The organism is Bacillus sp. FSL K6-0069, assembly GCF_038007785.1.
Lineage (GTDB): Bacteria > Bacillota > Bacilli > Bacillales > Bacillaceae_G > Bacillus_A > Bacillus_A mobilis.
Genome location: NZ_JBBOXN010000001.1, coordinates 4383347 through 4407525 on the forward strand (window position 1 = coordinate 4383347; position 24179 = coordinate 4407525).

Here is a 24179-nt window from a genome sequence, read left to right on the forward strand (position 1 = left end):
AAAACCGTTCCTTTCCTCTCTCTATATTAACATGACTAATAGAGAGAAGAAAAATAACGGCTATTTTCTATTATATATACAAACGTTTACTAATATAAAAGGGAAGTGACGAGAACAGCATAACTATTCTCGTCCAAAATTACTCCTTGGATGAAGGGGTTTTCATGTATTATATTAACAGAGCTTTATTAATATTTAATTAAGCCATTGTTAATATATTGTAAACATCCTTCATCCTATTTTTCAGTTGCTGATTTTGGTAAAACAACTGTAAATGTTGTCCCTTCCCCAACTTCACTATCCACTGTAATCGTACCGTGATGCGCCTCAACTAAATGCTTTACAATTGATAACCCAAGGCCTGTACCACCAGTATTTCTACTTCTCGCTTTATCCACTCGGTAAAAGCGTTCAAAAATACGCGGAATTTCATCTTTACTAATACCAATTCCCGTATCAGATACCTTTATATAAGCATTATATTTATCTTCTGCTAATTCTACAGAAACAACGCCTCCAGCCGGCGTATATACGATTGCGTTATTCATTAAATTAATAAAGATTTGCTTCAAACGACTCGGATCTCCAATGACCGAGACTCCTTTTAGCGCATTTACTTGTAAAGAAATTTCTTTTTCTCCTGCTTTGTTATCAAGCATCATATGAATGTCTTCAAGAAGTCCCTTCATATCAACGGTCCCCATACTCAATTTAAATCCTTGTTGCTCAATCTTTGATAAATCTAATAAATCTTCAATTAACCCTTGCATGCGTTCACTTTCTTTTAAAATAATGTGCAAGAAATGTTCGCAGAATTTTTTATTATCCATCGCACCGTCCAAGAGCGTTTCTGAAAAACCTTTAATAGAAGTAATCGGTGTCTTTAGTTCATGAGAAACATTCGCTAAAAAGTCTTTTCTCATTTGTTCTAATTTCTTTAGCTCAGTAATGTCATGGAATACAAGAACAATCCCTTTCCATTCATGGTTCGTCCCGATAATTGGTGCTCCATATACTTCGAAATGCTTTCGCTCAATTCCAAGCGGCAATAACATTTGTTTACGCACTTTCACTTCTGTCATAAAGATTTCTTCCACGAGCTCTATAATTTCTGTATGATGAAACGACTCATAATATAAACGATCTAAATATTCTTCATCTGTTACGTGGAAAGTCTCCTTATACGAACGGTTTACAAGGTTTATATAACCGCGGCTATCAATTAAAATCATTCCGCTGCCCATATTTTCAATTAACGTATGCAGACGATCTTGTTGCATTTCTTGCTCAAGTGTCATCTCTTGTAAATTACGGGCTAAAATATTAATCGCTTTACTCAGCATTCCTGTTTCATCCGAATGACTTTCATAAGCGCGTGCTTTATAATTTCCCTTCGCTAATTCAATAGCCACTTTCGTAACGGATTCAATCGGCCTAATATATTGCCCTGTAATTTTCATACCTAAAAATACGACTACGAGACAAGCGATAACAAATCCGATAATTAATAATCCCCACGTTTTTTGATGAACAGCTTTCAAAGGCTCAATTGTACTTTTCACCAAAATATACCCTTGTTTCCCTGCCACATCTTGAACGAACACCGCATGGTAAAATTCATTATTCTGATCTGTTTCTTTCGTAATGACTTTATTTCTTTGTTTCGTTGTTTCAGAAGTAAGTTCTTTCATTATCCCTTGGCTAAACGCAGACTGTTCTCCGCCGCTATATTGCACTTTCTTTTTTTCATCTACAAATGCAATAGAAGCCTGTATTTTTTCTTCTAACTTTTCAAATACATATGGATTTTTTAAGACATCATCAAAACCTTGTTCTTCTGCTAATACTGCAACATACTCTGTCTCTTTTACCATTCTCTCTTTTGCATGTTCTATATAATAGTTTTCAAACACAGTTTCCAGCAATAGACCTAGTCCAACTAAAATAAAAACAATAAGAGAAACAAATGTAAAAAGAAGCCTGGAACGAAATTTATTCATCCCCTTTTGGCTCCTCTAATTTATATCCTAAACCACGTATCGTTTTAATGTACGTCGGTTTTTTCGTATTTTGTTCAATTTTATCGCGCAAATGGCTAATATGAACGTCAACAATTCGTGTATCACCAGCAAAATCATAGTTCCATACAGCACTTAATAATTGATCACGTGTCAACACGCGACTTTTATTTTTCGCAAGATAAACAAGTAGTTCAAATTCTTTTGGTGTTAATTCAAGCTTTCTTCCTTGGAAATAAGCCTCATAAAATTCCGGCAAAATTTTAAGTTCAGCAATTGTGATGCTCTCTTCATCTGATGTTTCTTTAACTTGTTCTTCTTGTTGCAATTTCGTGCGGCGCAAAATTGCCTTCACACGCGCAACAACTTCCCTCGGGCTAAACGGCTTCGTCATATAATCATCTGCCCCAAGTTCAAGACCTAGCACCTTATCAAATTCATCATCTTTTGCTGTTAACATTAAAATAGGCGTCATAACGCGCTGCAATCGTAATTCTTTACACACTTCCATACCATCCATTTTTGGAAGCATTAAATCTAATATAATTAAATCTGGGCGTTCTGTTGTCGCTTTTTGAAGCGCCATCTCTCCATCCATCGCTGTTATAACCTCAAACCCAGCTTGTTGTAGATTAAATTCAATTAAAGTTAAGATAAACTCCTCATCATCAACTACTAAAATACGATTGTTCATTCTTTTCCTCCAAGTTATAGACTTGAAACCTTCTTCATCCTAGTATTTTCCCCGTTATTCTCATCATACTAGAAAACAAGGTCCCTCTCAATATAATTGTCTATACATGGAGCTCATTTGTACTATCATTATTCCTAAAAACAATTACACTCAGCTTCATTAACTTATTATTATCCATACTTTATACACTTCTATAGTTTCATTACATTCTACTTCCGTATAAATATTAAATTCTCGATTTTTCGCTAACAAAAACGCAAGAGCATACGCTATTTTATAGTCTAGCGTTTCATATCCATCAAATACTCTTCCGTACATTTCATTCGCGACCGCGTCTGCCCACACTTCAGCTTCTCTCATCGTTTCAAAGATAACGTCTTCTTTTTTCCACTTCACCTTAAAAATCACACCTTTCATTGACTTCAATTACCAATAAATATATTATTAATTTAAATATATAAATAAATAGAATATAGAGAGGTCTATTATGCGAATATTACTACCTATTTTAACTTTAGTAGTTACATGTTTCCTTACCTTTAACGTACCGAGCTGGGATACGATTAAAACAGGTTGTTCAGAATTTGCTGAAGGGTTCAAAGAAGGGTTCCTCAACTAAAAATAGCGCTAGCCCCTTATATTAAGGTATGCTAGCGCTATTCATATTTTCATGTTTTAAAAATTATCTAATGCTTTTTCCATAATAGAAACTGATTTAAAAGGTGGCGTTACTGTTAAAGAGCCCTTTACAACCGTTTCTCCTTTTTCATCATGGGCAGATACAAGCATATCAATTGTATGTTCCTCCTCGGAAACAGCCACAACTTCAAAGTGGATTTGTAACGTTTCATAATGGTGAACATGCTTCACGAACGTAAGGTCCTTCCTTGTAATATGACTACCTGGACCTGGTAAATATTTCGTAACTGCCGTTGTAATCATTCCCGTTAGCATAATGCTTGGTACAATCGGCTTTTCATACGGAGTTTGGGATGCGTAATCATGCTGAATATATAATGGATTGGCATCATTTGTTAACCCTAAGTACAATAACAAATCTTTATCCTCAATTTTTTCAGTGATAGATAATTTCTCTCCTACTGTAATTTCATCCATTCTACGACCAATTTGAACTTTTTTCTTTAACATGTTACAACCCCCTCCGATTTTTCCACCTTATTATCCTACTAAAACCGATACCTAATCCGAAATTTACTATGATGAGGGCAATGTATAGTATAAATCTATAGTTTCATTATAGGATACACCAAATGATAGCGTTTTCATATTATTTCAAAAAAACATTTGAATAAATAGTAGAAAAAGATTCGGGGCCCCGAATCTTTTTCCGCTCATATTTAATTATTAAACAAGAACCTTCATAACATTACGTACAGATTCTACAGAGCGATCTAACGCTTCTCTTTCATCTGCAAGAAGTTCTAACTCAATAATTTTTTCAATTCCGTTACCACCTAGAATTACTGGTACCCCTAAGTAAAGGTCGCTATAACCATATTCACCTTCAAGGTACGCAATAGCCGGTAATACACGGCGTTGATCTTTTAAGATTGCTTCTGTCATTTCAACTAAAGAAGCAGCTGGTGCGTAATATGCACTACCGTTTCCTAATAAGCCTACAATTTCGCCGCCACCTTTACGGGTACGTTCTACGATTGCTTCTAAACGCTCTTTCGGAATTAACGTTTCTAACGGAATGCCACCTGCATAAGAATAACGTACAAGAGGTACCATATCGTCACCGTGGCCACCAAGAACAAATCCTGTAATGTCTTTCACAGAAAGATTTAATTCTTGTGCAATAAATGTACGGAAACGAGCTGTATCTAATACGCCCGATTGACCGATAACACGCTCTTTCGGAAATCCTGCTTCTTTAAATACAGAATATGTCATTGCATCAACTGGATTTGTTAATACAAGAATAATCGCATTTGGTGAATGTTTTGCAATGTCGCGCGTAATACTTTTCATAATTTTAGAGTTTGTTGCTACTAAGTCATCACGGCTCATACCAGGCTTACGTGCAATACCTGCTGTAATAACGACAACGTCAGAATCAGCAGTATCTGCGTAATCAGATGTTCCAATAATGTTAGCATCAAAACCTTGTACTGGGCTCGCTTCTAACATATCTAACGCTTTCCCTTTTGTTGGATTTTCCAGTTGTGGAATGTCCACTAATACAACATCTGCAAGTTCTTTTTGTGCTAATAAGAATGCTGTTGTTGCTCCTGTAAATCCTGCACCGATGACTGAAACTTTCTTGCGTTTGATTGTCATAATTTACCCCCCGCTTTAATTATGCGTTTTTGATTATCGCTACATCCATGTTTTTAATAAGTTCATTAGCGAACTCAGAACATTTCACTTCTGTTGCACCTTCCATTAAGCGTGCGAAATCATAAGTTACTACTTTTGAAGCAATTGTGTTCTCAACAGAAGCAGTTACTAATTTCGCAGCTTCGTTCCATCCTAAGTGCTCTAATAATAATACACCAGAAAGAAGAACTGAAGATGGGTTTACTTTGTCTAAACCTGCATATTTTGGAGCTGTACCGTGTGTAGCTTCAAAGATAGCATGTCCAGTCACATAGTTAATGTTTGCACCAGGTGCAATACCAATTCCACCTACTTGTGCAGCAAGCGCATCAGAGATATAGTCTCCGTTTAAGTTCATTGTTGCAACAACATCGAACTCACGTGGACGAGTTAAAATTTGTTGTAAGAAGATGTCTGCAATAGAATCTTTTACGATGATTTTTCCAGCCACTTCAGCATCTGCCATCGCTTTATTCGCTGCATCTTTACCATCTTTCTCAACGATACGGTCATATTCAGCCCAAGTAAATACTTTATCGCCGAATTCTTGTTCCGCTACTTCGTAACCCCAGTTTTTGAAAGCACCTTCTGTAAATTTCATAATGTTTCCTTTATGAACTAATGTAACAGAAGAACGTTTTTCGTTAATTGCATATTGAATTGCAGCACGAACAAGACGCTTTGTCCCTTCTTCTGAGATTGGTTTAATACCAATACCAGATGTTTCTGGGAAGCGGATTTTATTAACGCCCATCGCTTCTTTTAAGAAAGCAAGAACTTTTTCTGCTTCTGGAGATCCTTGTGCATATTCAATTCCAGCATAAATGTCTTCTGTATTCTCACGGAAAATAACCATATCAGTATCTTCCGGACGTTTTACAGGTGAAGGAACACCTTCAAAATAACGAACTGGACGTAGACATACATATAAATCTAACTCTTGACGAAGCGCTACGTTTAGAGAACGAATACCACCGCCAACTGGAGTTGTAAGTGGACCTTTAATCGCGATTAAATATTCACGGATTAAATTTAAAGTTTCTTCTGGTAACCACTCGCCTGTTTGGTTGAATGCTTTTTCCCCTGCAAGCACTTCTTTCCAAACGATTTTCTTCTCACCATCATAAGCTTTTTCAACTGCTGCTTCTAGTACACGAGATGCAGCTGCCCAAATATCAGGACCAATTCCATCTCCTTCGATAAATGGAATAATCGGATTGTTTGGTACATTCATAACACCGTTAGTTACAGTAATTTTTTCACCTGTCGTCAATGTGATAACCCCCATGTTTGAAATTTCATATGTATGAAACTGAGGGAATAACCCCTCAGTTCAAACCGTTATTCAAATTAAAATATTCTAATCATTACGTCTTTCCGAAAAAATCAGACTTTTGAAAGCGTATTTTCACTATCAAAATAGTGTTTTTCGCTTATCGTTGTGCAATTGGAACATACACTTGATGTGTTGGCCCATTATAATCAGCACGTGGACGGATTAAACGGTTGTTTTCATATTGTTCTAGAATATGAGCTAACCAGCCTGACATACGGCTAATTGCAAAAATAGGTGTAAATAAGTCATGGTCAATTCCTAAACAATGGTATACAGAAGCTGAATAGAAATCAACATTTGGTGGAAGACCTTTTTCTTTTGTTACAATGTCTTCAATTTTGATAGACATATTATACCATTTGTCTTCTCCTAAAAGCACGCATAATCTCTTGGACATTTCACGTAAATGTTTCGCACGCGGATCACCCTGCTCATATACACGGTGGCCAAAGCCCATGATTTTCACTTTATTTTGAAGAGCATTATGAATATATGATTCTACATTTTCTTCTTCGCCAATTTCAGTTAACATCTTCATTACATTTTCATTTGCCCCGCCGTGAAGAGGACCTTTTAACGCACCGATTGCTGCCGTAATACCAGAATATACATCTGACAGTGTAGCTACACAAACACGTGCAGTAAATGTAGAAGCGTTTAACTCATGATCTGCATGAAGTACAAGCGCCTTATCAAAAGCTTCAATTTCAACTTCATTTGGCTCGCGATCATTTAACATATACAAGAAGTTTGCAGCTAATGATAAATCGTTTCTAGGCTCAACAACATCTAAACCTTTACGAATTCTCGCATAAGCAGCAACTAAAGTTCCTACTTGAGCCTGCAATTTAACCGCTTTCAAATAATTGGAGTTTTCATCCATAATTTCAGCGCTCTCATCGTATAATGATAGCATGGAAATTGCAGTTCGTAAAACAGACATCGGATGTGCAATTTTTAAATCTACTTGTTTCAAATATGTTAAAATCTCACCTGGAACTTTATAGTATTCCGATACAGTCTCTTTAAATTTCGCTAGTTCTTGTTCATTAGGAAGCTTGCGATGCCATAATAAGTACACTACTTCTTCAAATGTAGCATTCTCAGCTAAATCATCAATATTATACCCAACATACGTTAATGTATCATCAATAATAGAGCTCACAGATGATGTTGTTGCTACTACCCCTTCTAAACCTCGAATAACAGTCATGACATTCTCTCCTTTTCCTGAAAATTCTCCCAACCTTGCTCCTTATATCTATTTGCTCCCCTTTTGAATTATGAACGCCCGTTCACTCTTTAGGCAAGCAAAATGCACGATCATGCAAATTTGTTGCGATGTTCCCCTCTTATGTCCATTGTTTACATGGAAAGCATGAGCGTGAATGTCTCCCCGAATCCTCACGCTCAAAACAACAAGTTAGTGAGGACAATTAATTCCGAAGAGTTTTATGATAAAAACAACATAAAACAATATCATTATAAAATTGTTTTATGTTGTTTTTATTTTATCTGGTGTAAAGTCTCTGCTGTTATGTAACTTTTCAAAGTTTCTAATCCTATTATAAACAATTATCTGACTTTTGTGAACAGAAAGAATTCAAAAATTTTATATTACTATAAAATTCCTTATTTAAACATCTGTATAATACTCATAACTGCATAGGCAATTCCAGCCCCAATTAATGGACCTACAGCAACCCCATTAAATAAAGCAACCGCTATAATTGTACCGAAAACGAGCGCAGTTGTAATATGAGGATCCGTCGTCAATAATTGTACGCCGCCTTTCGCTAACAAAGCCACCGCTACCCCTGAAGCTAAAGCAATCCATGCATAATACGATTTCGCCGCTTCTCCAAGTTGTTTAAAACCTATTTCCCCTGTCGCAATCGGTACGAGTACTGCTATTGTAATAACCGTAACACCGAGGTTAATCCCTTTCGTTTGTAGATAAGGAAAGACTTTATCTCCTAAAAACGTAAATTTCAATAAAAATAACACACCAATGGCTACAGTAAGCGATTGGTTTTTCGCAATAAGTCCTATAATAAGTAGTATGAATAAAAATAACGTTGACTGACTAATCATGTTTGCACTTCCTTTCTGAAAATAATGAACTCATTTCCAAACAAAAATACCTTTAAACCTATCGTTATACATGCTATATCGATGTATATGCAACAATAACCACTTCATTTTTCACATATTTTAAAATGCCAAATCGAAACGCTAACCATCAAAAATTTAAGCATATATACATTTTTAAAAATGGTCGTCTCTCCTTTCTTTTCTAATAAGAAACAGGTAAAATAAAAAGAAGAGAAAATGAAGTTTTTACCATATAGTAGAAGCATCAACACCAAGCTTTTCCGGTCACTCATATACTGAAAAAGCAGGAAAAATCCATCATTCCACTATAACATAAAGTGAAACTTTAATCAGTGGCGACACACTCGTTATAAGTTGAACGAACTAGGATAATCCAAATTGGAATGGGAGGTATACATCTTTGAACCGAAACTTACTATATATGATATTGCGACTCATATTTGTCATTGTAGCAACGGTAGCCGGGTTCTATGCATTACTATATATGTCAGGACTTATCTACCCTTTTATTATCGCTTTCGCATTTGCTTATTTGATTAATCCTGTCGTCAATTTCCTTAATCAAAAACTACAATTTCCTCGCGCACTAGCAGTACTCGTTAGCTTAATTCTCGTATTCGGAGCTATCGTCGGACTCGTTACATATCTTGTAACAGAAGCAATATCTGCCACAACATACTTACTACAACTTGTTACAGTAAAGTTTCCAGATATCGTTGCATTCGCGCAACAATTTGCACTTAATCATATTATGCCTCTCTATGATGATTTAATTTCTAAATTTAATCATCTTGGGGAACCACAGCGCTATACGATTACACAAAACATTCAAAACTTAGGAACCGAAGCAACGACGCAAATGAAAGAACTTTTAACTGCTATTATCAGCGGGTTAACAAATTTCATTAGTGCATTACCAACAACTTTAACTGTTCTTGTATTCGTTTTATTAGCCACTTTCTTCATTAGTTACGATTGGCACCGTCTTGCTCAGAAAGTAAGAAAATTTTTGCCAAATCGTGTTCATGGCTATGGAAAAACTATTTTTGTTGATTTAAGAAAAGCATTATTTGGTTTTGTTAAAGCTCAACTTACACTCGTATCTATGACAACTGTTATTGTACTAATCGGACTGTTAATATTACGCGTACCATACGCCATTACTATCGCGATTATTACAGGGGTTGTAGATTTACTCCCCTATCTAGGAACAGGCGCCGTCTTCGTTCCTTGGGTTATATACATATTTTTCACTGGCGACACTGCTTTCGCCATCGGTCTTCTCATCTTATACATCGTCGTGATTGTCCAAAGACAAATTATGGAGCCTAAAGTACTTTCTTCTAATATCGGCCTCGATCCATTAGCAACACTGATTGCTCTATTTGTCGGCTTTAAACTCTTTGGCTTTTTAGGATTAATCATCGGTCCAGTCACCTTAGTACTACTTAATACATTGCACAAAGCTCGTGTATTCCATGATTTGTGGAAATATATTAAAGGCACACCTTCAAAATAATAGTTTCTAATTCATATACAACAAAAACTTACATGTAATCAGTGGGAAAATCCCACTGATTATTCCTTGTACTTATTTTTCATACTCATTACATCCAACAAGAGAATTGCACCCAAAAAGGATCATTCTCTTGTTTTTTTGTATAAAAAACGCATATTTTGATGTCTTTTTACATATTTATTCTATCGTTTTCATAATTATTACTTACATTTATTACTTTTTATGTAAATGAATAAATATACAAAATAGCTTAGAATGAGACTTAAACTAATAACTCCCCTACTCGTATCTAACTTTTTCGATGACAATGGATTCTTTTTATATACAAAACAAGTTTGAGTTCACATTTTTTCTTGCAGCACACTCATTAAGAGCTATCAACTCCCCAAATCACATATCCAATCACAAAACACACAGCAAATATACTAAAGTAAGATAACAATTAATACGGATTTTTCCCACCACCGATTATTAACTGTCATGGGCAATCCGACTTCCACTTAACTCCTTCGCACTCATCAAATTTTAAAGCATGATATAACAAAACTTTAATCAACAGAGCTTCATCCACCCCCATCCTTTTGCGGGCAAAAAAAATAGTGCTTAGATCGCTATAATCTAAGCACTATTTCTGAACGATAATAGTAGAGTTCTTTCTAAACTTCCATTCCATCCATTTCATAACAAACGGCTTCAATAAAGCCCTCGTCACAGGAAGAACAAAGATAAAGCCTATTATATCCGTTACATATCCAGGAAGTACCAAAAGAATACCTCCTACAAAGATAAAAATACCATCGAGTACTGCCGCTCCTGGCATTTCTCCTCTATTCAACTTAGATTGAATCTCTCCAAGTACTTTAAATCCTTGCCTTTTCGCCAAATAGACACCTACAACACCCGTAAATACAATCATAGCGAACGTAGACCATAAACCTATTACATGACTCGATCCAATTAAGACTGTAATCTCAATCGCCGGTATTAAAATAAACAAGAATAGTAACCACTTCATAGTTCTACACTCCTCTCATATACCATCGCTTTAAACGCCCTCACAACGCTCATATACACCATATAAAAGCCGAATACATTTCTTATCAAACCTCATAATAAATAGCTTTTAAAAGCAATTTCAGACGTCTCAAGCTAGTTATAACTCATTTTTGTGTAAAAAAAAGAGAAGGACTCCGATCCTTCTCTCCGTATTACTTATAGCACTTCCGCATGTCCATTATAAACAATTCCGCGTGCCGCATCAACTGTTACTTCTTGGCCATTTTTTAAAGTTGCTGTTACGCCGTTTACACCAACGATAACAGGAATACCGATTGATACACCTACAACAGCCGCGTGGCTTGTTAGGCCGCCTTCTTCTACAACTAGAGCAGCAGCTTTTTCAATTGCAGGAATCATATCTTTATCAGTGCTTGTTGTAACAAGGATATCACCTTTGTTTACGTTCGCTACAGCTTCAGCAGCTGTTTTCGCTACAACTACTTTACCTTTTGCAGCTTTACGACCGATTCCTTGTCCTTTTGCAACTTCTTCACCAACAACGTGGATTTTCATTAAGTTTGTTGTACCTGTTTCAGCAACTGGTACACCAGCAGTGATTACTACAGTGTCTCCAAGTCCAATTAGACCTGCATCCATACCTGTTTGAATTGCAGTATCTAACATTTCGTCAGTAGACGCTGCACGTTTTCCAGCCATAAATGCTTGTACACCCCAAACAAGTGCAAGACGACGTCCTACTTGCTCGTCAGATGTTACAGCTACGATTGGAGATTTTGGACGGTATTTAGAGATCATTTTTGCAGTATATCCACTTTCTGTTGGAGCTACGATTGCAGCTACATCAAGAGCAAGTGCTGTATGCGCAACAGATTGGCTAATTGCATCTGTAATTGTTGGAGTGAACTCTTTAATACGTTTTTTGAACATATCTTCATACTGTAATGATTTTTCAACACGTACTGCAATGTTAGCCATCATTGTTACTGCTTCTACTGGGTATTGACCAGCAGCTGTTTCACCTGAAAGCATGATTGCATCTGTACCATCGAAGATTGCGTTAGCTACGTCACTTGCTTCCGCACGAGTTGGACGTGGGTTACGTTGCATAGAATCTAACATTTGTGTCGCAGTAATAACTGGTTTACCTAACACGTTACATTTTTTGATTAGACGTTTTTGTACTAATGGTACTTCTTCTGGTGGAATTTCTACACCCATATCACCACGAGCTACCATTAAACCGTCAGAAACTTCTAAGATTGAATCGATGTTATCGATACCCTCTTGGTTTTCGATTTTTGGTACGATTTGGATATATTGAGCTTTATGCTCTTCTAATAATTCACGGATTTCTAATACGTCAGATGCTTTACGTACGAATGAAGCTGCGATGAAATCAACTTTTTGCTCGATACCGAAAACGATATCTTTTACGTCTTTTTCAGTGATACCAGGAAGCTTAATGCTTACGTTTGGTACGTTAACACCTTTTTTGTTTTTTACAGTTCCGCTGTTAAGAACTTTTGTACGGATGTTTCCGTCAGCTTTTTCGATTACTTCTAGTTCGATAAGACCGTCATCGATTAGAATACGAGAACCTGGGTCTACATCGTCATAAAGACCAGCATAAGATACAGAGAACTTCTCTGCAGTACCTAATACTTGCTCAGTAGAAAGAACTACTTCTGCACCTGTTACAAGCTCAGCTTGTCCGTCTACGAAGTCGTGAGTACGGATTTCTGGACCTTTTGTATCAAGTAAGATACCAACTGTTTTACCAGTTTTCTTTGAAGCTTCACGAATGTTTTTAATACGAGCGCCGTGCTCTTCATGGCTACCATGAGAGAAGTTTAAACGAGCAACGTTCATACCCGCTTCGATTAATTGTTCTAATTTCTCAATACTTTCACTAGCAGGACCTATAGTACATACAATTTTAGTTTTACGCATATTGCACCTCCGAAAATTATGAAACCGTTCCCAAATATCCGACATTAAGCCGATTAGATGGATAATTCTTTAGATAATTGATACATATCTTTATCGATTGTATGCTTTTGAGCTAACGCTTCGATAATGTCATGATCAACAAGTTTATTATCTTGAATACCTACACAACGTCCACCTTTACCAGCAATTAATAATTCAACTGCTCTTGCGCCAAGACGACTTGCTAATACACGGTCTTGAGCACTTGGTGATCCACCACGTTGTACGTGACCTAACACAGTTACACGAGTATCAAAGTTTGTTGCTTCTTCAATATGCTTACCGATGTCAATTGCACTTCCAACACCTTCAGCCACAATGATAATACTGTGTTTTTTACCACGTTCACTACCACGCTTCAGACGAGCAATAACATCTTCCATGTCATACTCTTCTTCTGGAATTAAAATTGTTTCAGCACCATCAGCTAAACCAGCCCATAATGCGATATCTCCAGCATGACGTCCCATTACTTCAATAACATATGTACGTTCATGAGATGTAGCTGTGTCACGAATTTTATCAATTGCATCAATAACAGTATTTAAAGCTGTATCGAAACCAATTGTGAAGTCTGTTCCAGGAATATCATTGTCGATTGTACCTGGTACACCAACACATGGGAATCCTTGTTCAGTTAATTTTTTAGCACCTTGGTAAGAACCATCTCCACCAATAACAACAAGTCCTTCGATACCGTGTTTCTTTAATTGCTCGATACCTTTTAGTCGTACTTCTGGATCTTTAAACTCAGGACATCTTGCTGTATATAATTTTGTACCACCACGGTGGATAATATCGCCAACAGAACCAAGTTCTAATTTTTCAATATGACCAGAAATTAAACCAGCGTATCCATGGTAAATACCATATACTTCAATATCATGGAAAATCGCTTTACGAACAACTGCACGAATGGCAGCATTCATACCAGGTGAATCTCCACCACTTGTTAATACACCAATACGTTTCATTTGTACTCACCTCATAAAGATTATTTGCCTTATAATAAAATAACACGAAAAAATATAAAAACACAATGGAGAAGATGTGTCTTTTCATAATAAAAACGTGCATTCGCGAAGAGGAACGCACGCTTTTATTATTTTATCCCAATGGAAGCGTTTGAAAACGAAACTTGCCCAATTTTCATATATTTTTCATAACGTTTTTCGATTAATTCATCTTTCGAAATTCCGCTTAATTGTTCAAAAGTTTTCTTAAGCATTAAATCTATATTTTCTGATTGTTTTAAAATATTACGATGTGCTCCGCCTTTTGCCTCTGGAATGATTTCGTCAATTACACCTAATTCTTTCAAATCTAATGCTGTAATTTTCATCGCTTCCGCAGCTTCTTTTGCTTTACCAGCGTCTTTCCAAAGAATTGCTGCCGCACCCTCTGGTGTAATAACAGAATACGTGGAATTTTCCAGCATATGAATGTAATCTCCTACTCCAAGGCCTAACGCACCACCACTACCACCTTCACCGATAACAATACAAATAACAGGTACAGTTAAACCCGCCATTTCAAATAAATTACGGGCGATCGCTTCACTTTGTCCACGTTCTTCAGCTGCTTTCCCAGGATAAGCTCCCTTCGTATCAATGAAACAAATAATAGGACGATTAAACTTTTCCGCTTGTTTCATTAGACGAAGTGCTTTTCGATATCCTTCTGGATGAGGCATCCCAAAATTACGACGAATATTTTCTTTCGTATCTTTTCCGCGTTGATGCCCAATTACAGTTACTGGCATCCCCTTATATTTCGCAATGCCGCCGACAATCGCTGCATCGTCGCCAAATAGGCGATCTCCATGACATTCAAAAAAATTAGTAAATAAGTGCTCAATATAATCGAGCGTTGTCGGTCGTTCTGCATGACGAGCAATTTGAACACGGTCCCATACTTTCATATTGCCGTATATATCTTCCTCTAATTTTTCTAACTTGTCTTCCAAAATACGAATCTCCTCACTGAAGTCCATCTGGCTGTTTTTCGTATAGTCTTTCAGTTCACGAATCTTATTTCTTAGCTCAACAACTGGTTTCTCAAATTCTAGCTCTGCCATACAGCCATTTCCCCTCCTTGATGAACTTCTAAAATCTTACGGAGCGATTCTCTCATATCATCACGATGCACCACCGCATCTAATTGACCGTGCTCTAATAAAAATTCTGCCGTTTGGAAATCTTCCGGTAGTTTCTCACGCACTGTTTGTTCAATTACACGTCTACCAGCAAATCCGATAAGTGCACCTGGCTCTGCAAGATTGTAATCACCAAGTGAAGCGAAACTCGCTGAAACCCCGCCCGTCGTTGGGTGAGTCATAACAGAAATAAATAACCCTCCTGCATTACTATGCTTTTTCAAAGCTACGCTTGTTTTTGCCATTTGCATTAAACTTAATATCCCTTCTTGCATACGGGCACCACCCGACGCAGTAAAGATAATAAATGGAACTTGTAAGTCGTATGCTTTTTCAACTGCACGGGCAATTTTCTCTCCTACAACAGAGCCCATGCTGCCCATTCGAAAACGAGAATCCATTACTGCAACAACAACAAGCATGTCATCAATTGTTCCTTCACCAGTTACAACCGCTTCGTTCAATTCAGTCTTCTTACGATCGCTCTCTAGTTTCTCTTCGTATCCTGGAAACTCGAGTGGATTTAATGAAACCATTTCTTTGTCATACTCACGGAATGACCCTTCGTCCAATATACTATCAAGACGTTCCCATGCATTCATAGGATGATGATATCCACAATTCACACATACTTTTAAATTTTTTAAAACCTCTTTCGTATACATGATTTTTTTACATTTCGGACATTTTGTCATAACGCCATCCGGTACATCTTTTCGTACTTGTTCTGAAGGTATTGCAGCGTACTTTTTCTTTTTCACGAATAAATCTCTTAGCACAATTTGACCCCCTTCGTTGAGAGCTAAGGTTAGCGCAAGAAGAAAATTGGGCTAACACCAAAGTTTGATGTTAGCCTTATCTTCTCAATCTGTCTAATAACCTCACTCTTTACGTTTAACTTTAACCGCTACGCGATAGAATGTTTGTCATAACGTGTCATGGTCATTTCGACAAATTTTATACATTACGAGTGAAACTGTATATTCTCTACTAATTCATCGTAAATTTTTAGTGCATCATTTTCTTGTTTTTCTTCCAAAGTAGCATAAAGCTTTCTATACATATCGATAGAATCTCCTGAAACTTTACAAGAAAGAGTTGATACGTAATCATTTACGATCATCCAAATGCGATAAAGTAAATAATTATCGACTTGTTCAATAAGTGTTTTAAAGAACGTTTGATGAAGCATTGGAATTGAGTTTTCATTTTCTTCAAGTACTTTGTGTAATTTACTTAGCACTTTAGAAAACGTTTCTTTCGGTAAATTACATACAATTCGAATCATATCTTTCTCAAGCAATCGTTTTGTTTGTAATAAATCACGAATTGTTTTCTCATCTTGCAGCAAGAACGGCGCAATCAATTGTACAAGACCGTTATCGTAAAAGTTTCGAATAAACGTCCCTTCACCACGTCTCGTTTCAATCAATCCTACCAGTTCTAAAGCACGCAATGCTTCTCTTACAGAGGAACGCCCTACGTTTAAACGTGAGCTTAACTCACGCTCAGACGGCAAACGATCCCCCGCCACCAATCCATCTTCTTCCATAATGGAACGGATTTTTTTTACAATTTCGAGATATACTTTTGTATTTGATGATGTCAATGGAAATTCCTCGCTTATTCTTTACCAATCAGCGCTAATTGTTTTGTTTTCTCAGCAATCTCATTTGGATCTACTTGACGGCGAGCTACTCCTGTCTCCATTGCAGCTTTCGCAACGTAAGCTGCCACTTGAGGCGCTACACGCGCGTCAAACGGTGCAGGAATGATATAGTCTGCATTCAACTCATCTTCTGCTACAAGCTCAGCAATAGCCTGTACAGCTGCCATCTTCATTTCTTCGTTAATTTGTGTCGCATGTACGTCAAGTGCACCACGGAAAATACCAGGGAACGCTAGTACATTATTTACTTGGTTTGCGAAGTCAGAACGACCCGTTCCAACAACAGCTGCGCCCGCTGCTTTTGCCAATTCTGGCATAATTTCTGGAACTGGATTCGCCATTGCAAAAATAATTGCATCGTCATTCATTGTACGAACCATCTCTTCTGTTAATGCACCTTCTGCAGATACACCAATGAATACGTCCGCATCTTGTACAACATCAGCTAAAGAACCTTCGATACGATTCTTATTTGTATATTTTGCAACTTCATCCTTCACAGGATTCATACCTGTAGGACGACCCTCATAGATCGCACCTTTACGGTCACACATAATAATGTCGCGTACACCATAGCGATATAAAAGTTTAATAATTGCAATACCTGCTGCACCTGCGCCATTTGCGACAACTTTAATGTCAGACATTTTCTTTCCAACTAATTTTAGCGCGTTCACAAGACCTGCTACTGTTACGATAGCTGTTCCGTGTTGATCATCATGGAAGATAGGAATATTTGTTTCTTTTTTCAAACGTTCTTCAATAATGAAGCAGTTTGGTGCTGCGATATCCTCTAAGTTAACGCCGCCAAAAGTTGGCTCCATTAATTTTACAGTTTCAACAATTTTATCTACATCGTTTGTATTTAAGGCAATCGGGAATGCATCTACACCAGCAAAGCTCTTGAATAATACAGCTTTACCTTCCATTACTGGAAGAGATGCTTCAGGTCCAATGTTACCAAGACCAAGTACAGCCGTTCCATCAGTCACAACTGCTACCATATTTCCCTTCATCGTATATTCATATACCTTACTTTTATCGTCATAAATTTCTTTACAAGGCTCTGCAACCCCTGGAGAATATGCAAGACTTAAATCTTTTGCATTTTCTACTTTTACTTTTGATACAGTTTCTAATTTTCCTTGATGCACTTTATGCATGTGAAGTGCTTCTTCACGAAGTGTTGACAAACTATCCACTCTCCTCAAATTATTCTAGCTGATATCAATTTCTCCAAGTGGTCTGACCACGAACACTACTACTATAATAATCGAAGTGTAGGGAAATTGTCCATTATATTTTCACAACCACATTTTCTTCCCCGACAATTTCACGAAGTGCTCCTAAACATTCTTCACTTGGATGAATCGATAAACTTCGTGATAATTGTACCATTTTATGTTCCTTTTCATAATAAATTAGTACTTTCGCAAAACCCGAATAGTCAAACAATATTTTAGTAACCTGATTTAACAACTTTTTCTCATACTGAGACGGCAATTTCACGTAAACAGATGCGTCTTTCTTTTCTTCATACACATCCATTTCTTCTAACGGATATAGCCCATTTACAATCCATTGCAACTTATGATTTCTAAGTTCAATCATGCCGTCAACTAATACAATTGCGCCTTCTTGTAACTTATCTGAGAAATGTATATACGTTTCAGGGAAAAGAACTGCTTCCATTTCATCATTTTGATCACAAAATGTAATAAACGCCATCTTTTGCAACTTTTTCGTACGAATTACTCTCACGCTTGTTATATACACGATTGCTCTTTGTACTTTTTTCTTATGCCGCATCGCCTGAGCGAGAGATGGAATTTCTAATTCTTTCGCTAACTTTACATACTGCGCTGTCGGATAGCTTGATAAATAAAAGCCTAATGCTTCCTTTTCTTTATTTAACTGTTCAATAAAAGAGAGCTCTTCTCCTTGTACGTATTTCGATTTCGGAACAGCATCTCCTAAATCACGTGCAAGATTTGCGTACTCTAACGCTCCTTTAAGGCTTTTCCATAAATTCGTTCTCGAAACACCAAAATCGTCAAAACATCCAGACCAGACGAACGCCTCTAAATTTCGCTCTGTTACAAACTTTGATGGCATGCGAAGACAAAATTCAAATAAATCTTCAAACATTTTTTTCTCTCGTTCTTCAAGTAATGCTGTCACTGTAGCCATTCCGATGTTTCGAATGGAAAGCAAGCTGTAACGTATCGCATTGCCTTCTATTTGGAAATTATAACCACTCCTCTGAAGAGATGGCGGTAAAACGTGAAAACCTTTTCGCTTCGTTTCTCGTATATACTGCACAATCTTATCTTCATTTCCAATTGCACTTGATAATAGTGCTGTCATAAATTCCAGCGTATAATTCGCTTTTAAGTAGGCAAGCTGATATCCAATCATACTGTAGGCAACTGCGTGACTTCGGTTAAAACCGTAATTCGCAAATCTTACAATTAAATCGTAAATTTTCTCTGCAGATGTCTCGTCATAACCATTTTGTAAACAACCTTGCACAAAATGCTTACGTTCCTGATCTAAAATATCACGATTTTTTTTACTCACTGCACGGCGTAATAAATCTGCTTCTCCGAGCGAGAATCCTGCTAATTTCGACGCAATTTGCATAATTTGTTCTTGATATACAATTACACCGTACGTTCTTTCTAAAATTGGCTTTAAGTCCGGATGTAAATATTCAATTTTTCTTTTTCCATGCTTTGATTCAATAAAGGTCGGAATTTGTTCCATTGGGCCTGGTCTATATAACGAGTTAACAGCGACAATATCTTCAAATTCATTCGGTTTTAACCCACGAAGTACATTTCGCATACCACCTGATTCAAGCTGGAATACACCTGTTGTATCCCCTCTACCTAACAATTGGAACGTTTTTTCATCTTGAAGTGGTAAATTTCTTATATCAATTTGTGTCCCCGTTTTTTTCACGATAAACTTTATAATATTTTCAAGTAACGTTAAATTACGTAATCCTAAAAAGTCCATCTTTAACAAACCAAGTTCTTCTAATGCATCAGCTGGATATTGCGTCACATACACATCGTTATGCCCTTCTTGAATTGCAACACTTCCTGTTAACGGCTCTTGGCTCATAATAACGCCAGCTGCATGAATAGACGTATGACGTGGTAAGCCTTCTACACGTTTTGCAATTTCAAACACACGCTCATGAAGAAGATTCCCTTGTATGAACTCACGGAGTGATTGCGATTCCTCATATGCATCTTTTAACGTTATACCAAGCTTTGATGGGATAAGCTTTGAGAATATGTCAATATCTCGCGGCGGAAGCCCCATTACACGCGCAATATCTCTAATTGCTGCTTTTGCTGCAAGTGTCCCAAACGTTACGATTTGTGCAACACGAAGCTGACCATATTTATCTTTCACATATCGAATCATCTCGTCACGTCTTATATCTGGAAAATCGATATCAATATCTGGAAGTGTCACACGTTCGGGGTTTAAAAACCTTTCAAATAATAGATCATATTCAATTGGATCAATATCTGTAATTTCTAATACGTAAGAAACAAGTGAGCCAGCTGCCGATCCACGTCCTGGTCCTGTTAAAATATGATTTTCATGCGCATACTTCATAAAATCCCATACGATGAGGAAATAATCACTAAACCCCATACTAGAAATAACGTTTAATTCATGATTTAAACGCTGGATATGTACTTCTTTCGGCGTACCATAACGTTTCTGCAACCCTTCTTCACAAACACGGCGTAAATACATATCATTCGTCTCGTTAGCTGGAACAGGAAATTTCGGTAATTGATTTACATGAAACGGTATTTCTACTCTGCAACGTTCTGCAATTTCTACTGTATTGTAAATCGCCTCTTCTACGTGAGAAAATAGTGCTTCCATTTCATCTGATGATTTTAAATAATATTGATCTGTTTTCAGCCTCGGCCTATCTGGATCCGTCATTTTCGATCCACTTTCAACAGATAATAAGCACTCATGAACAAGTGCGTCACTTTGATTGATGTAGCGTACATCGTTTGTTGCAACGACTGGAACATTTATCCTACTCATAAATGCAGGTAATTTCTCTTGCAGAAGCAGTTCATCTTGAATCGCATGATGCTGCAAACTCATATAAAAATTACCGAACATACTTTGGTACATGCGAGCTACTTCTTCAGCTTCACTCTCTTTGTCTTCTAATAATAATTGTTCAATTTCTCCATCTTTACCTGGCGAAATAGCAATTAATCCTTTCGCATAATGGGCAAGCCACTTTTTCGGAATACCTTCTTTTGACTTCGTCATAATGCTACTAGAAATCTTTAATAAATTTTGATAGCCTATTTCATTTTCAGCAAGTAAAACAAGCGGATAAGATTTTTCATCTTCTTCACTAAAAATAGAAGCTGTTAAGCCGATAATAGGCTGTATACCATGTTTCTTACATGCTTTATAAAACGGAATAACGCCATACATAACATTTTCATCCGTAATAGCCAGTGATGAAAAACCAAGTTCTTTCGCTCTGACTACAAGCTCATCAATTTTACAAGCACTTTTTAATAAACTAAAAACGGTTTGACATTGTAAATGCACAAACTTCACTGTTGTACCCTCTCTTTACCAATTTGACTACTTTTATTATAGGTGATGAGGAAAGCGGAAATCAAAACATACTTCTTATACTTTGTCCATATATATGAAGAAGAAAGGGGAATGACGATGGATGTAAGAGAACACACTTTTTTCTCTCTGCTTATTATTAGTTATTTTATTGCCTTTGGTGTTATACTCGGTGGTTCATTAATTGGCGGCTTTGGTGCATTTCTTATCGGAAAACCAACTCTAACCTACATTAATCAATTCGCCCAAAATTTAAGGATTTGGGCACTCGTTGCAGCAATTGGCGGAACATTTGATACTTTTTATAGCTTTGAAAGAAGTTTCTTTGGCGGAGATATGAAAGATATCGTAAAACAAATTCTCCTTATTTTTTTCGCAACGGGTGGTATGCAAACAGGTCTTACTATTATTAAATGGCTAACGCAGGAACATGTATGAGAGTACCAAGTGCCAATACAGCAAAAAAATGGTATTTAGTTTTAGCTGGTGCTGCTGTTGGAGGCGTGTTGAGCTGGTTTATTTTTTTGTACATATACGGTGTTTTTCAAGAAGAACAAGCTAGTAAAATAGCAGAGCAACGAGAAATTATAGAAAAACAGGAAGCAAAGCTCCACGTCCTTCTCGAAGATCAAGAAAAATTGAATACAGAAAATAAACGACTCTTAACTATTCAAGAGATTAAAATAAAAATAATTAATCGAGAAAAATACGATTTAGACAATCTTACACTCGAAAATATGACCACTTCTATTCATAATGACCTCCAGCACCTTTTAACGAAAAACATACAAAGTATCGCAAAAAATAAAGACCTGCTCAAAAAAGCAATCGAAAATAAAACGTATAAACATTACGATCGTCTATACCGCTTTAAAGTCGATACAATATCTTTTGATACCGTGCTTGAAATTAGCATTACTATAGAGAAAGAAAAATAAAGAAGGAGGGCTTTAACGCCGCTCCTTCTTTTCGTTTTCATATATAATCTCTTATCTACACAACTCACATAAATCAGCAAAAAGACGATCCGCTTCTTCCCAAGAAGATGCTTTTGCACCAGAAGCCATCGGATGCCCTCCGCCATTATATTGCATTGCTAATTTATTTATCACTGGTCCTTTTGAACGAAGACGAACACGAATCACATCGTCTTCCTCTAAAAATAGAACCCACGACTTTAATCCATCAATATTACCAAGTGCTCCAACAACGCCAGATGCCTCAGAAGGAAGTACATCAAACTTTTCTAATACTTCTTTCGTTAATTTAATGTAAGCTGCTCCTTCTTCTACCATCGTAAAGTTTTGTAAAATATAGCCGTTTAAACGAGCAATCTTTTCTTTCGTCTTATACATTTCATTGTATAAATCTGTGAATTTCACATCCATATCAACAAGCTCACTTACATAACGAAGTGTTTTCGCTGTTGTATTCGGGAGTAAGAAACGACCTGTATCCCCAACAATACCCGCTAAAATAAGACGAGCTGCTTCTTTTGTTATCTGTAATCCTTTATCTTTTCCATAACTGTAAAACTCATAAATCATTTCACTTGTAGAACTTGCTGTCGTATCTACCCACGTAATATCTCCGTACGGATCTTCATTTGGATGATGGTCAATTTTAATTAACATCTTCCCTTTTGCATAGCGTTGATCGTCAACACGTTCTTGGTTCGCAGTATCACATACGATAACAAGTGCATTTTCATATACACTATCTTCAATATCATCCATTACTCGTAAATATGCTAGTGACGGTTCATTGTACCCAACCGTATAAATATTTTTCTCTGGAAACGATTCTTGTAGGATGGTACCAAGACCGCCCTGTGAACCTAACGCATCTGGATCTGGACGCACATGGCGATGAATAATAATTGTATCAAACTCTTTAATTGCTCCTAAAATTTGCTCATGCATATGTATAATCTCCTTTTTACTCAACTTCTTCACTTTATCTTCCATTATAACGGAAAGTATTTCATACATGCGAACAATTGCTTTATAATAAAAGTTAGAAAGTTTAGATATTTCTTTTTTCTCCACTATTATTTTTACAAAGCGATGGGAGTGTGCATTATGCCAGTATTAGTCTTCTGTATTATCGTCTCATTTATGTTGTACCTCTTCTACAAAACAAAATACTTTCGTACAAACCGCCCAATGGAGAAAGGTTGGCTCTCAGGAAAATCCGCAATGGCACTCGGTTCATTCGTCTTATTCTTCGGGATAAACCAATTCTTTTTAGAACTTTCAACCGCTCGTATTATCGTTGGTGTTTTATTTGTTCTATTTGGTAGTGCAAGTGTATTTAATGGATTTCGCCAATACAAACATTTCTTACCATTAGCCGTTGAAGAAGCTGAATCTGTCTGAAGCAACGTAAAAAAAGCATCAATATTGTGATGCTTTTTTACGTCCCCTAACCTTTAAAATCATATATGCGACAAACGCAGATGGTATATTAAAGGGATTTCCTTGTACGTGAAAATGTAATTGTTCTTCCTCAAAAGACATTTTTTCATACAGTTCTCGCTGAGATAATCCTGTTCGTTTCTTTTTTTCATGTAAACCTTGTAAGTATAAATATTGAAACGGTATCATCACAAGAAAGTAAAATAGTGCGATTCCACCAAAAAAGAGCACTTCTGATGACATAATGCATACCACCTTCTCAA

At 36.8% G+C, this 24179-nt stretch carries 23 protein-coding genes; 5 read left to right on the forward strand and 18 right to left on the reverse strand.

Annotated features, from left to right (window positions below):
- Positions 1-236: 236 nt before the first annotated feature.
- The 3 genes from phoR to MHB74_RS22520 all read right to left on the reverse strand — a co-directional run bounded on the left by phoR (position 237) and on the right by MHB74_RS22520 (position 3108).
- Positions 237-2000, reverse strand: a complete 1764-nt coding sequence (gene phoR, locus MHB74_RS22510) for a sensory box histidine kinase PhoR (protein ID WP_061677045.1) — start codon at positions 1998-2000, stop codon at positions 237-239.
- On the reverse strand, positions 1993-2712 hold the full coding sequence (gene phoP / locus MHB74_RS22515; protein WP_061677044.1) for a two-component system response regulator PhoP: 720 nt from the start codon (positions 2710-2712) through the stop codon (positions 1993-1995). The genes phoR and phoP overlap by 8 nt, the downstream gene beginning before the upstream one ends.
- A gap of 159 nt (positions 2713-2871) precedes the next feature.
- On the reverse strand, positions 2872-3108 hold the full coding sequence (locus MHB74_RS22520; RefSeq protein ID WP_061677043.1) for a hypothetical protein: 237 nt from the start codon (positions 3106-3108) through the stop codon (positions 2872-2874).
- 91 nt (positions 3109-3199) lie between these two features.
- Here MHB74_RS22520 and MHB74_RS22525 point away from each other — a divergent pair, with 91 nt between their 5' ends.
- On the forward strand, positions 3200-3331 hold the full coding sequence (locus tag MHB74_RS22525) for a hypothetical protein (protein WP_081110167.1): 132 nt from the start codon (positions 3200-3202) through the stop codon (positions 3329-3331).
- Positions 3332-3387: 56 nt separating this feature from the next.
- Here the strand turns inward: MHB74_RS22525 and MHB74_RS22530 are convergent, their stop codons facing one another.
- From MHB74_RS22530 to MHB74_RS22550, 5 genes are all read right to left on the reverse strand, one after another.
- Positions 3388-3861 carry a MaoC family dehydratase gene (locus tag MHB74_RS22530; RefSeq protein WP_000914190.1) on the reverse strand — a complete coding sequence of 158 codons (474 nt, stop codon included), beginning with the start codon at positions 3859-3861 and terminating at the stop codon, positions 3388-3390.
- 216 nt (positions 3862-4077) lie between these two features.
- A complete protein-coding gene (gene mdh, locus MHB74_RS22535) occupies positions 4078-5016 on the reverse strand; it encodes a malate dehydrogenase (protein ID WP_061677042.1) in 939 nt (312 codons plus the stop codon).
- Between the two features lie 19 nt (positions 5017-5035).
- On the reverse strand, positions 5036-6328 hold the full coding sequence (gene icd / locus MHB74_RS22540; protein ID WP_000206899.1) for an NADP-dependent isocitrate dehydrogenase: 1293 nt from the start codon (positions 6326-6328) through the stop codon (positions 5036-5038).
- A 160-nt stretch (positions 6329-6488) separates the two neighbouring features.
- Complete coding sequence (gene citZ / locus MHB74_RS22545; protein WP_170956880.1) at positions 6489-7637, reverse strand: citrate synthase; 1149 nt, start codon at positions 7635-7637, stop codon at positions 6489-6491.
- 386 nt (positions 7638-8023) lie between these two features.
- Positions 8024-8485: a DUF441 domain-containing protein gene (locus tag MHB74_RS22550; protein ID WP_000625507.1), complete on the reverse strand. Its 462-nt coding sequence runs from the start codon at positions 8483-8485 to the stop codon at positions 8024-8026.
- Between the two features lie 421 nt (positions 8486-8906).
- Here MHB74_RS22550 and ytvI point away from each other — a divergent pair, with 421 nt between their 5' ends.
- Entirely contained in the window at positions 8907-10025 is a 1119-nt protein-coding gene (gene ytvI, locus MHB74_RS22555; protein ID WP_061677041.1) for a sporulation integral membrane protein YtvI, read from the forward strand.
- A gap of 625 nt (positions 10026-10650) precedes the next feature.
- Here the strand turns inward: ytvI and MHB74_RS22560 are convergent.
- The 8 genes from MHB74_RS22560 to dnaE all read right to left on the reverse strand — a co-directional run bounded on the left by MHB74_RS22560 (position 10651) and on the right by dnaE (position 21481).
- Positions 10651-11040, reverse strand: a complete 390-nt coding sequence (locus MHB74_RS22560; RefSeq protein ID WP_061677040.1) for an FxsA family protein — start codon at positions 11038-11040, stop codon at positions 10651-10653.
- Between the two features lie 197 nt (positions 11041-11237).
- Positions 11238-12995, reverse strand: a complete 1758-nt coding sequence (gene pyk, locus MHB74_RS22565; RefSeq protein ID WP_061677039.1) for a pyruvate kinase — start codon at positions 12993-12995, stop codon at positions 11238-11240.
- A 53-nt stretch (positions 12996-13048) separates the two neighbouring features.
- On the reverse strand, positions 13049-14008 hold the full coding sequence (gene pfkA / locus MHB74_RS22570; protein WP_000821161.1) for a 6-phosphofructokinase: 960 nt from the start codon (positions 14006-14008) through the stop codon (positions 13049-13051).
- Between the two features lie 128 nt (positions 14009-14136).
- Positions 14137-15111: an acetyl-CoA carboxylase carboxyl transferase subunit alpha gene (gene accA / locus MHB74_RS22575; protein WP_000818786.1), complete on the reverse strand. Its 975-nt coding sequence runs from the start codon at positions 15109-15111 to the stop codon at positions 14137-14139.
- Positions 15099-15968, reverse strand: a complete 870-nt coding sequence (gene accD / locus MHB74_RS22580; protein WP_000942872.1) for an acetyl-CoA carboxylase, carboxyltransferase subunit beta — start codon at positions 15966-15968, stop codon at positions 15099-15101. Before accD ends, accA begins: the two co-directional genes overlap by 13 nt.
- A gap of 185 nt (positions 15969-16153) precedes the next feature.
- A complete protein-coding gene (locus tag MHB74_RS22585; RefSeq protein WP_061677038.1) occupies positions 16154-16798 on the reverse strand; it encodes a FadR/GntR family transcriptional regulator in 645 nt (214 codons plus the stop codon).
- A gap of 14 nt (positions 16799-16812) precedes the next feature.
- Positions 16813-18021 carry an NAD(P)-dependent malic enzyme gene (locus tag MHB74_RS22590; protein WP_161940843.1) on the reverse strand — a complete coding sequence of 403 codons (1209 nt, stop codon included), beginning with the start codon at positions 18019-18021 and terminating at the stop codon, positions 16813-16815.
- A gap of 133 nt (positions 18022-18154) precedes the next feature.
- Positions 18155-21481, reverse strand: a complete 3327-nt coding sequence (dnaE, locus tag MHB74_RS22595) for a DNA polymerase III subunit alpha (protein ID WP_061677036.1) — start codon at positions 21479-21481, stop codon at positions 18155-18157.
- A gap of 42 nt (positions 21482-21523) precedes the next feature.
- Here dnaE and MHB74_RS22600 point away from each other — a divergent pair, with 42 nt between their 5' ends.
- Together MHB74_RS22600 and ytrI are read left to right on the forward strand one after the other, a co-directional pair.
- Positions 21524-21937 (forward strand): YtrH family sporulation protein, encoded by a 414-nt coding sequence (locus tag MHB74_RS22600; RefSeq protein WP_073516695.1) that lies wholly within the window; start codon positions 21524-21526, stop codon positions 21935-21937.
- The gene (ytrI, locus tag MHB74_RS22605) at positions 21934-22437 is read left to right on the forward strand and encodes a sporulation membrane protein YtrI (RefSeq protein WP_061677035.1); all 504 of its coding nucleotides are present in this window, start codon (positions 21934-21936) and stop codon (positions 22435-22437) included. The genes MHB74_RS22600 and ytrI overlap by 4 nt, the downstream gene beginning before the upstream one ends.
- Before the next feature lie 51 nt (positions 22438-22488).
- Here the strand turns inward: ytrI and MHB74_RS22610 are convergent, their stop codons facing one another.
- Positions 22489-23421 (reverse strand): DHH family phosphoesterase, encoded by a 933-nt coding sequence (locus MHB74_RS22610; protein WP_061677034.1) that lies wholly within the window; start codon positions 23419-23421, stop codon positions 22489-22491.
- Between the two features lie 159 nt (positions 23422-23580).
- Here MHB74_RS22610 and MHB74_RS22615 point away from each other — a divergent pair, with 159 nt between their 5' ends.
- Positions 23581-23877 carry a YtpI family protein gene (locus MHB74_RS22615; RefSeq protein ID WP_001144772.1) on the forward strand — a complete coding sequence of 99 codons (297 nt, stop codon included), beginning with the start codon at positions 23581-23583 and terminating at the stop codon, positions 23875-23877.
- 18 nt (positions 23878-23895) lie between these two features.
- Here the strand turns inward: MHB74_RS22615 and MHB74_RS22620 are convergent, their stop codons facing one another.
- Positions 23896-24159, reverse strand: coding sequence for a DUF3949 domain-containing protein (locus MHB74_RS22620; RefSeq protein ID WP_061677033.1), 264 nt, complete (start codon positions 24157-24159; stop codon positions 23896-23898).
- Positions 24160-24179 lie beyond the last annotated feature (20 nt).

Bases quoted from the DNA above. Each gene is read 5' to 3' on its own strand.
- phoR (WP_061677045.1), bottom strand. From the start codon at position 2,000: ATGAATAAATTTCGTTCCAGGCTTCTTTTTACATTTGTTTCTCTTATT.
- phoP (WP_061677044.1), bottom strand. From the start codon at position 2,712: ATGAACAATCGTATTTTAGTAGTTGATGATGAGGAGTTTATCTTAACT.
- MHB74_RS22525 (WP_081110167.1), top strand. From the start codon at position 3,200: ATGCGAATATTACTACCTATTTTAACTTTAGTAGTTACATGTTTCCTT.
- MHB74_RS22530 (WP_000914190.1), bottom strand. From the start codon at position 3,861: ATGTTAAAGAAAAAAGTTCAAATTGGTCGTAGAATGGATGAAATTACA.
- mdh (WP_061677042.1), bottom strand. From the start codon at position 5,016: ATGACAATCAAACGCAAGAAAGTTTCAGTCATCGGTGCAGGATTTACA.
- MHB74_RS22550 (WP_000625507.1), bottom strand. From the start codon at position 8,485: ATGATTAGTCAGTCAACGTTATTTTTATTCATACTACTTATTATAGGA.
- MHB74_RS22560 (WP_061677040.1), bottom strand. From the start codon at position 11,040: ATGAAGTGGTTACTATTCTTGTTTATTTTAATACCGGCGATTGAGATT.
- pyk (WP_061677039.1), bottom strand. From the start codon at position 12,995: ATGCGTAAAACTAAAATTGTATGTACTATAGGTCCTGCTAGTGAAAGT.
- pfkA (WP_000821161.1), bottom strand. From the start codon at position 14,008: ATGAAACGTATTGGTGTATTAACAAGTGGTGGAGATTCACCTGGTATG.
- accA (WP_000818786.1), bottom strand. From the start codon at position 15,111: ATGGCAGAGCTAGAATTTGAGAAACCAGTTGTTGAGCTAAGAAATAAG.
- MHB74_RS22590 (WP_161940843.1), bottom strand. From the start codon at position 18,021: ATGCATAAAGTGCATCAAGGAAAATTAGAAACTGTATCAAAAGTAAAA.
- ytrI (WP_061677035.1), top strand. From the start codon at position 21,934: ATGAGAGTACCAAGTGCCAATACAGCAAAAAAATGGTATTTAGTTTTA.
- MHB74_RS22610 (WP_061677034.1), bottom strand. From the start codon at position 23,421: ATGCATGAGCAAATTTTAGGAGCAATTAAAGAGTTTGATACAATTATT.
- MHB74_RS22615 (WP_001144772.1), top strand. From the start codon at position 23,581: ATGCCAGTATTAGTCTTCTGTATTATCGTCTCATTTATGTTGTACCTC.
- MHB74_RS22620 (WP_061677033.1), bottom strand. From the start codon at position 24,159: ATGTCATCAGAAGTGCTCTTTTTTGGTGGAATCGCACTATTTTACTTT.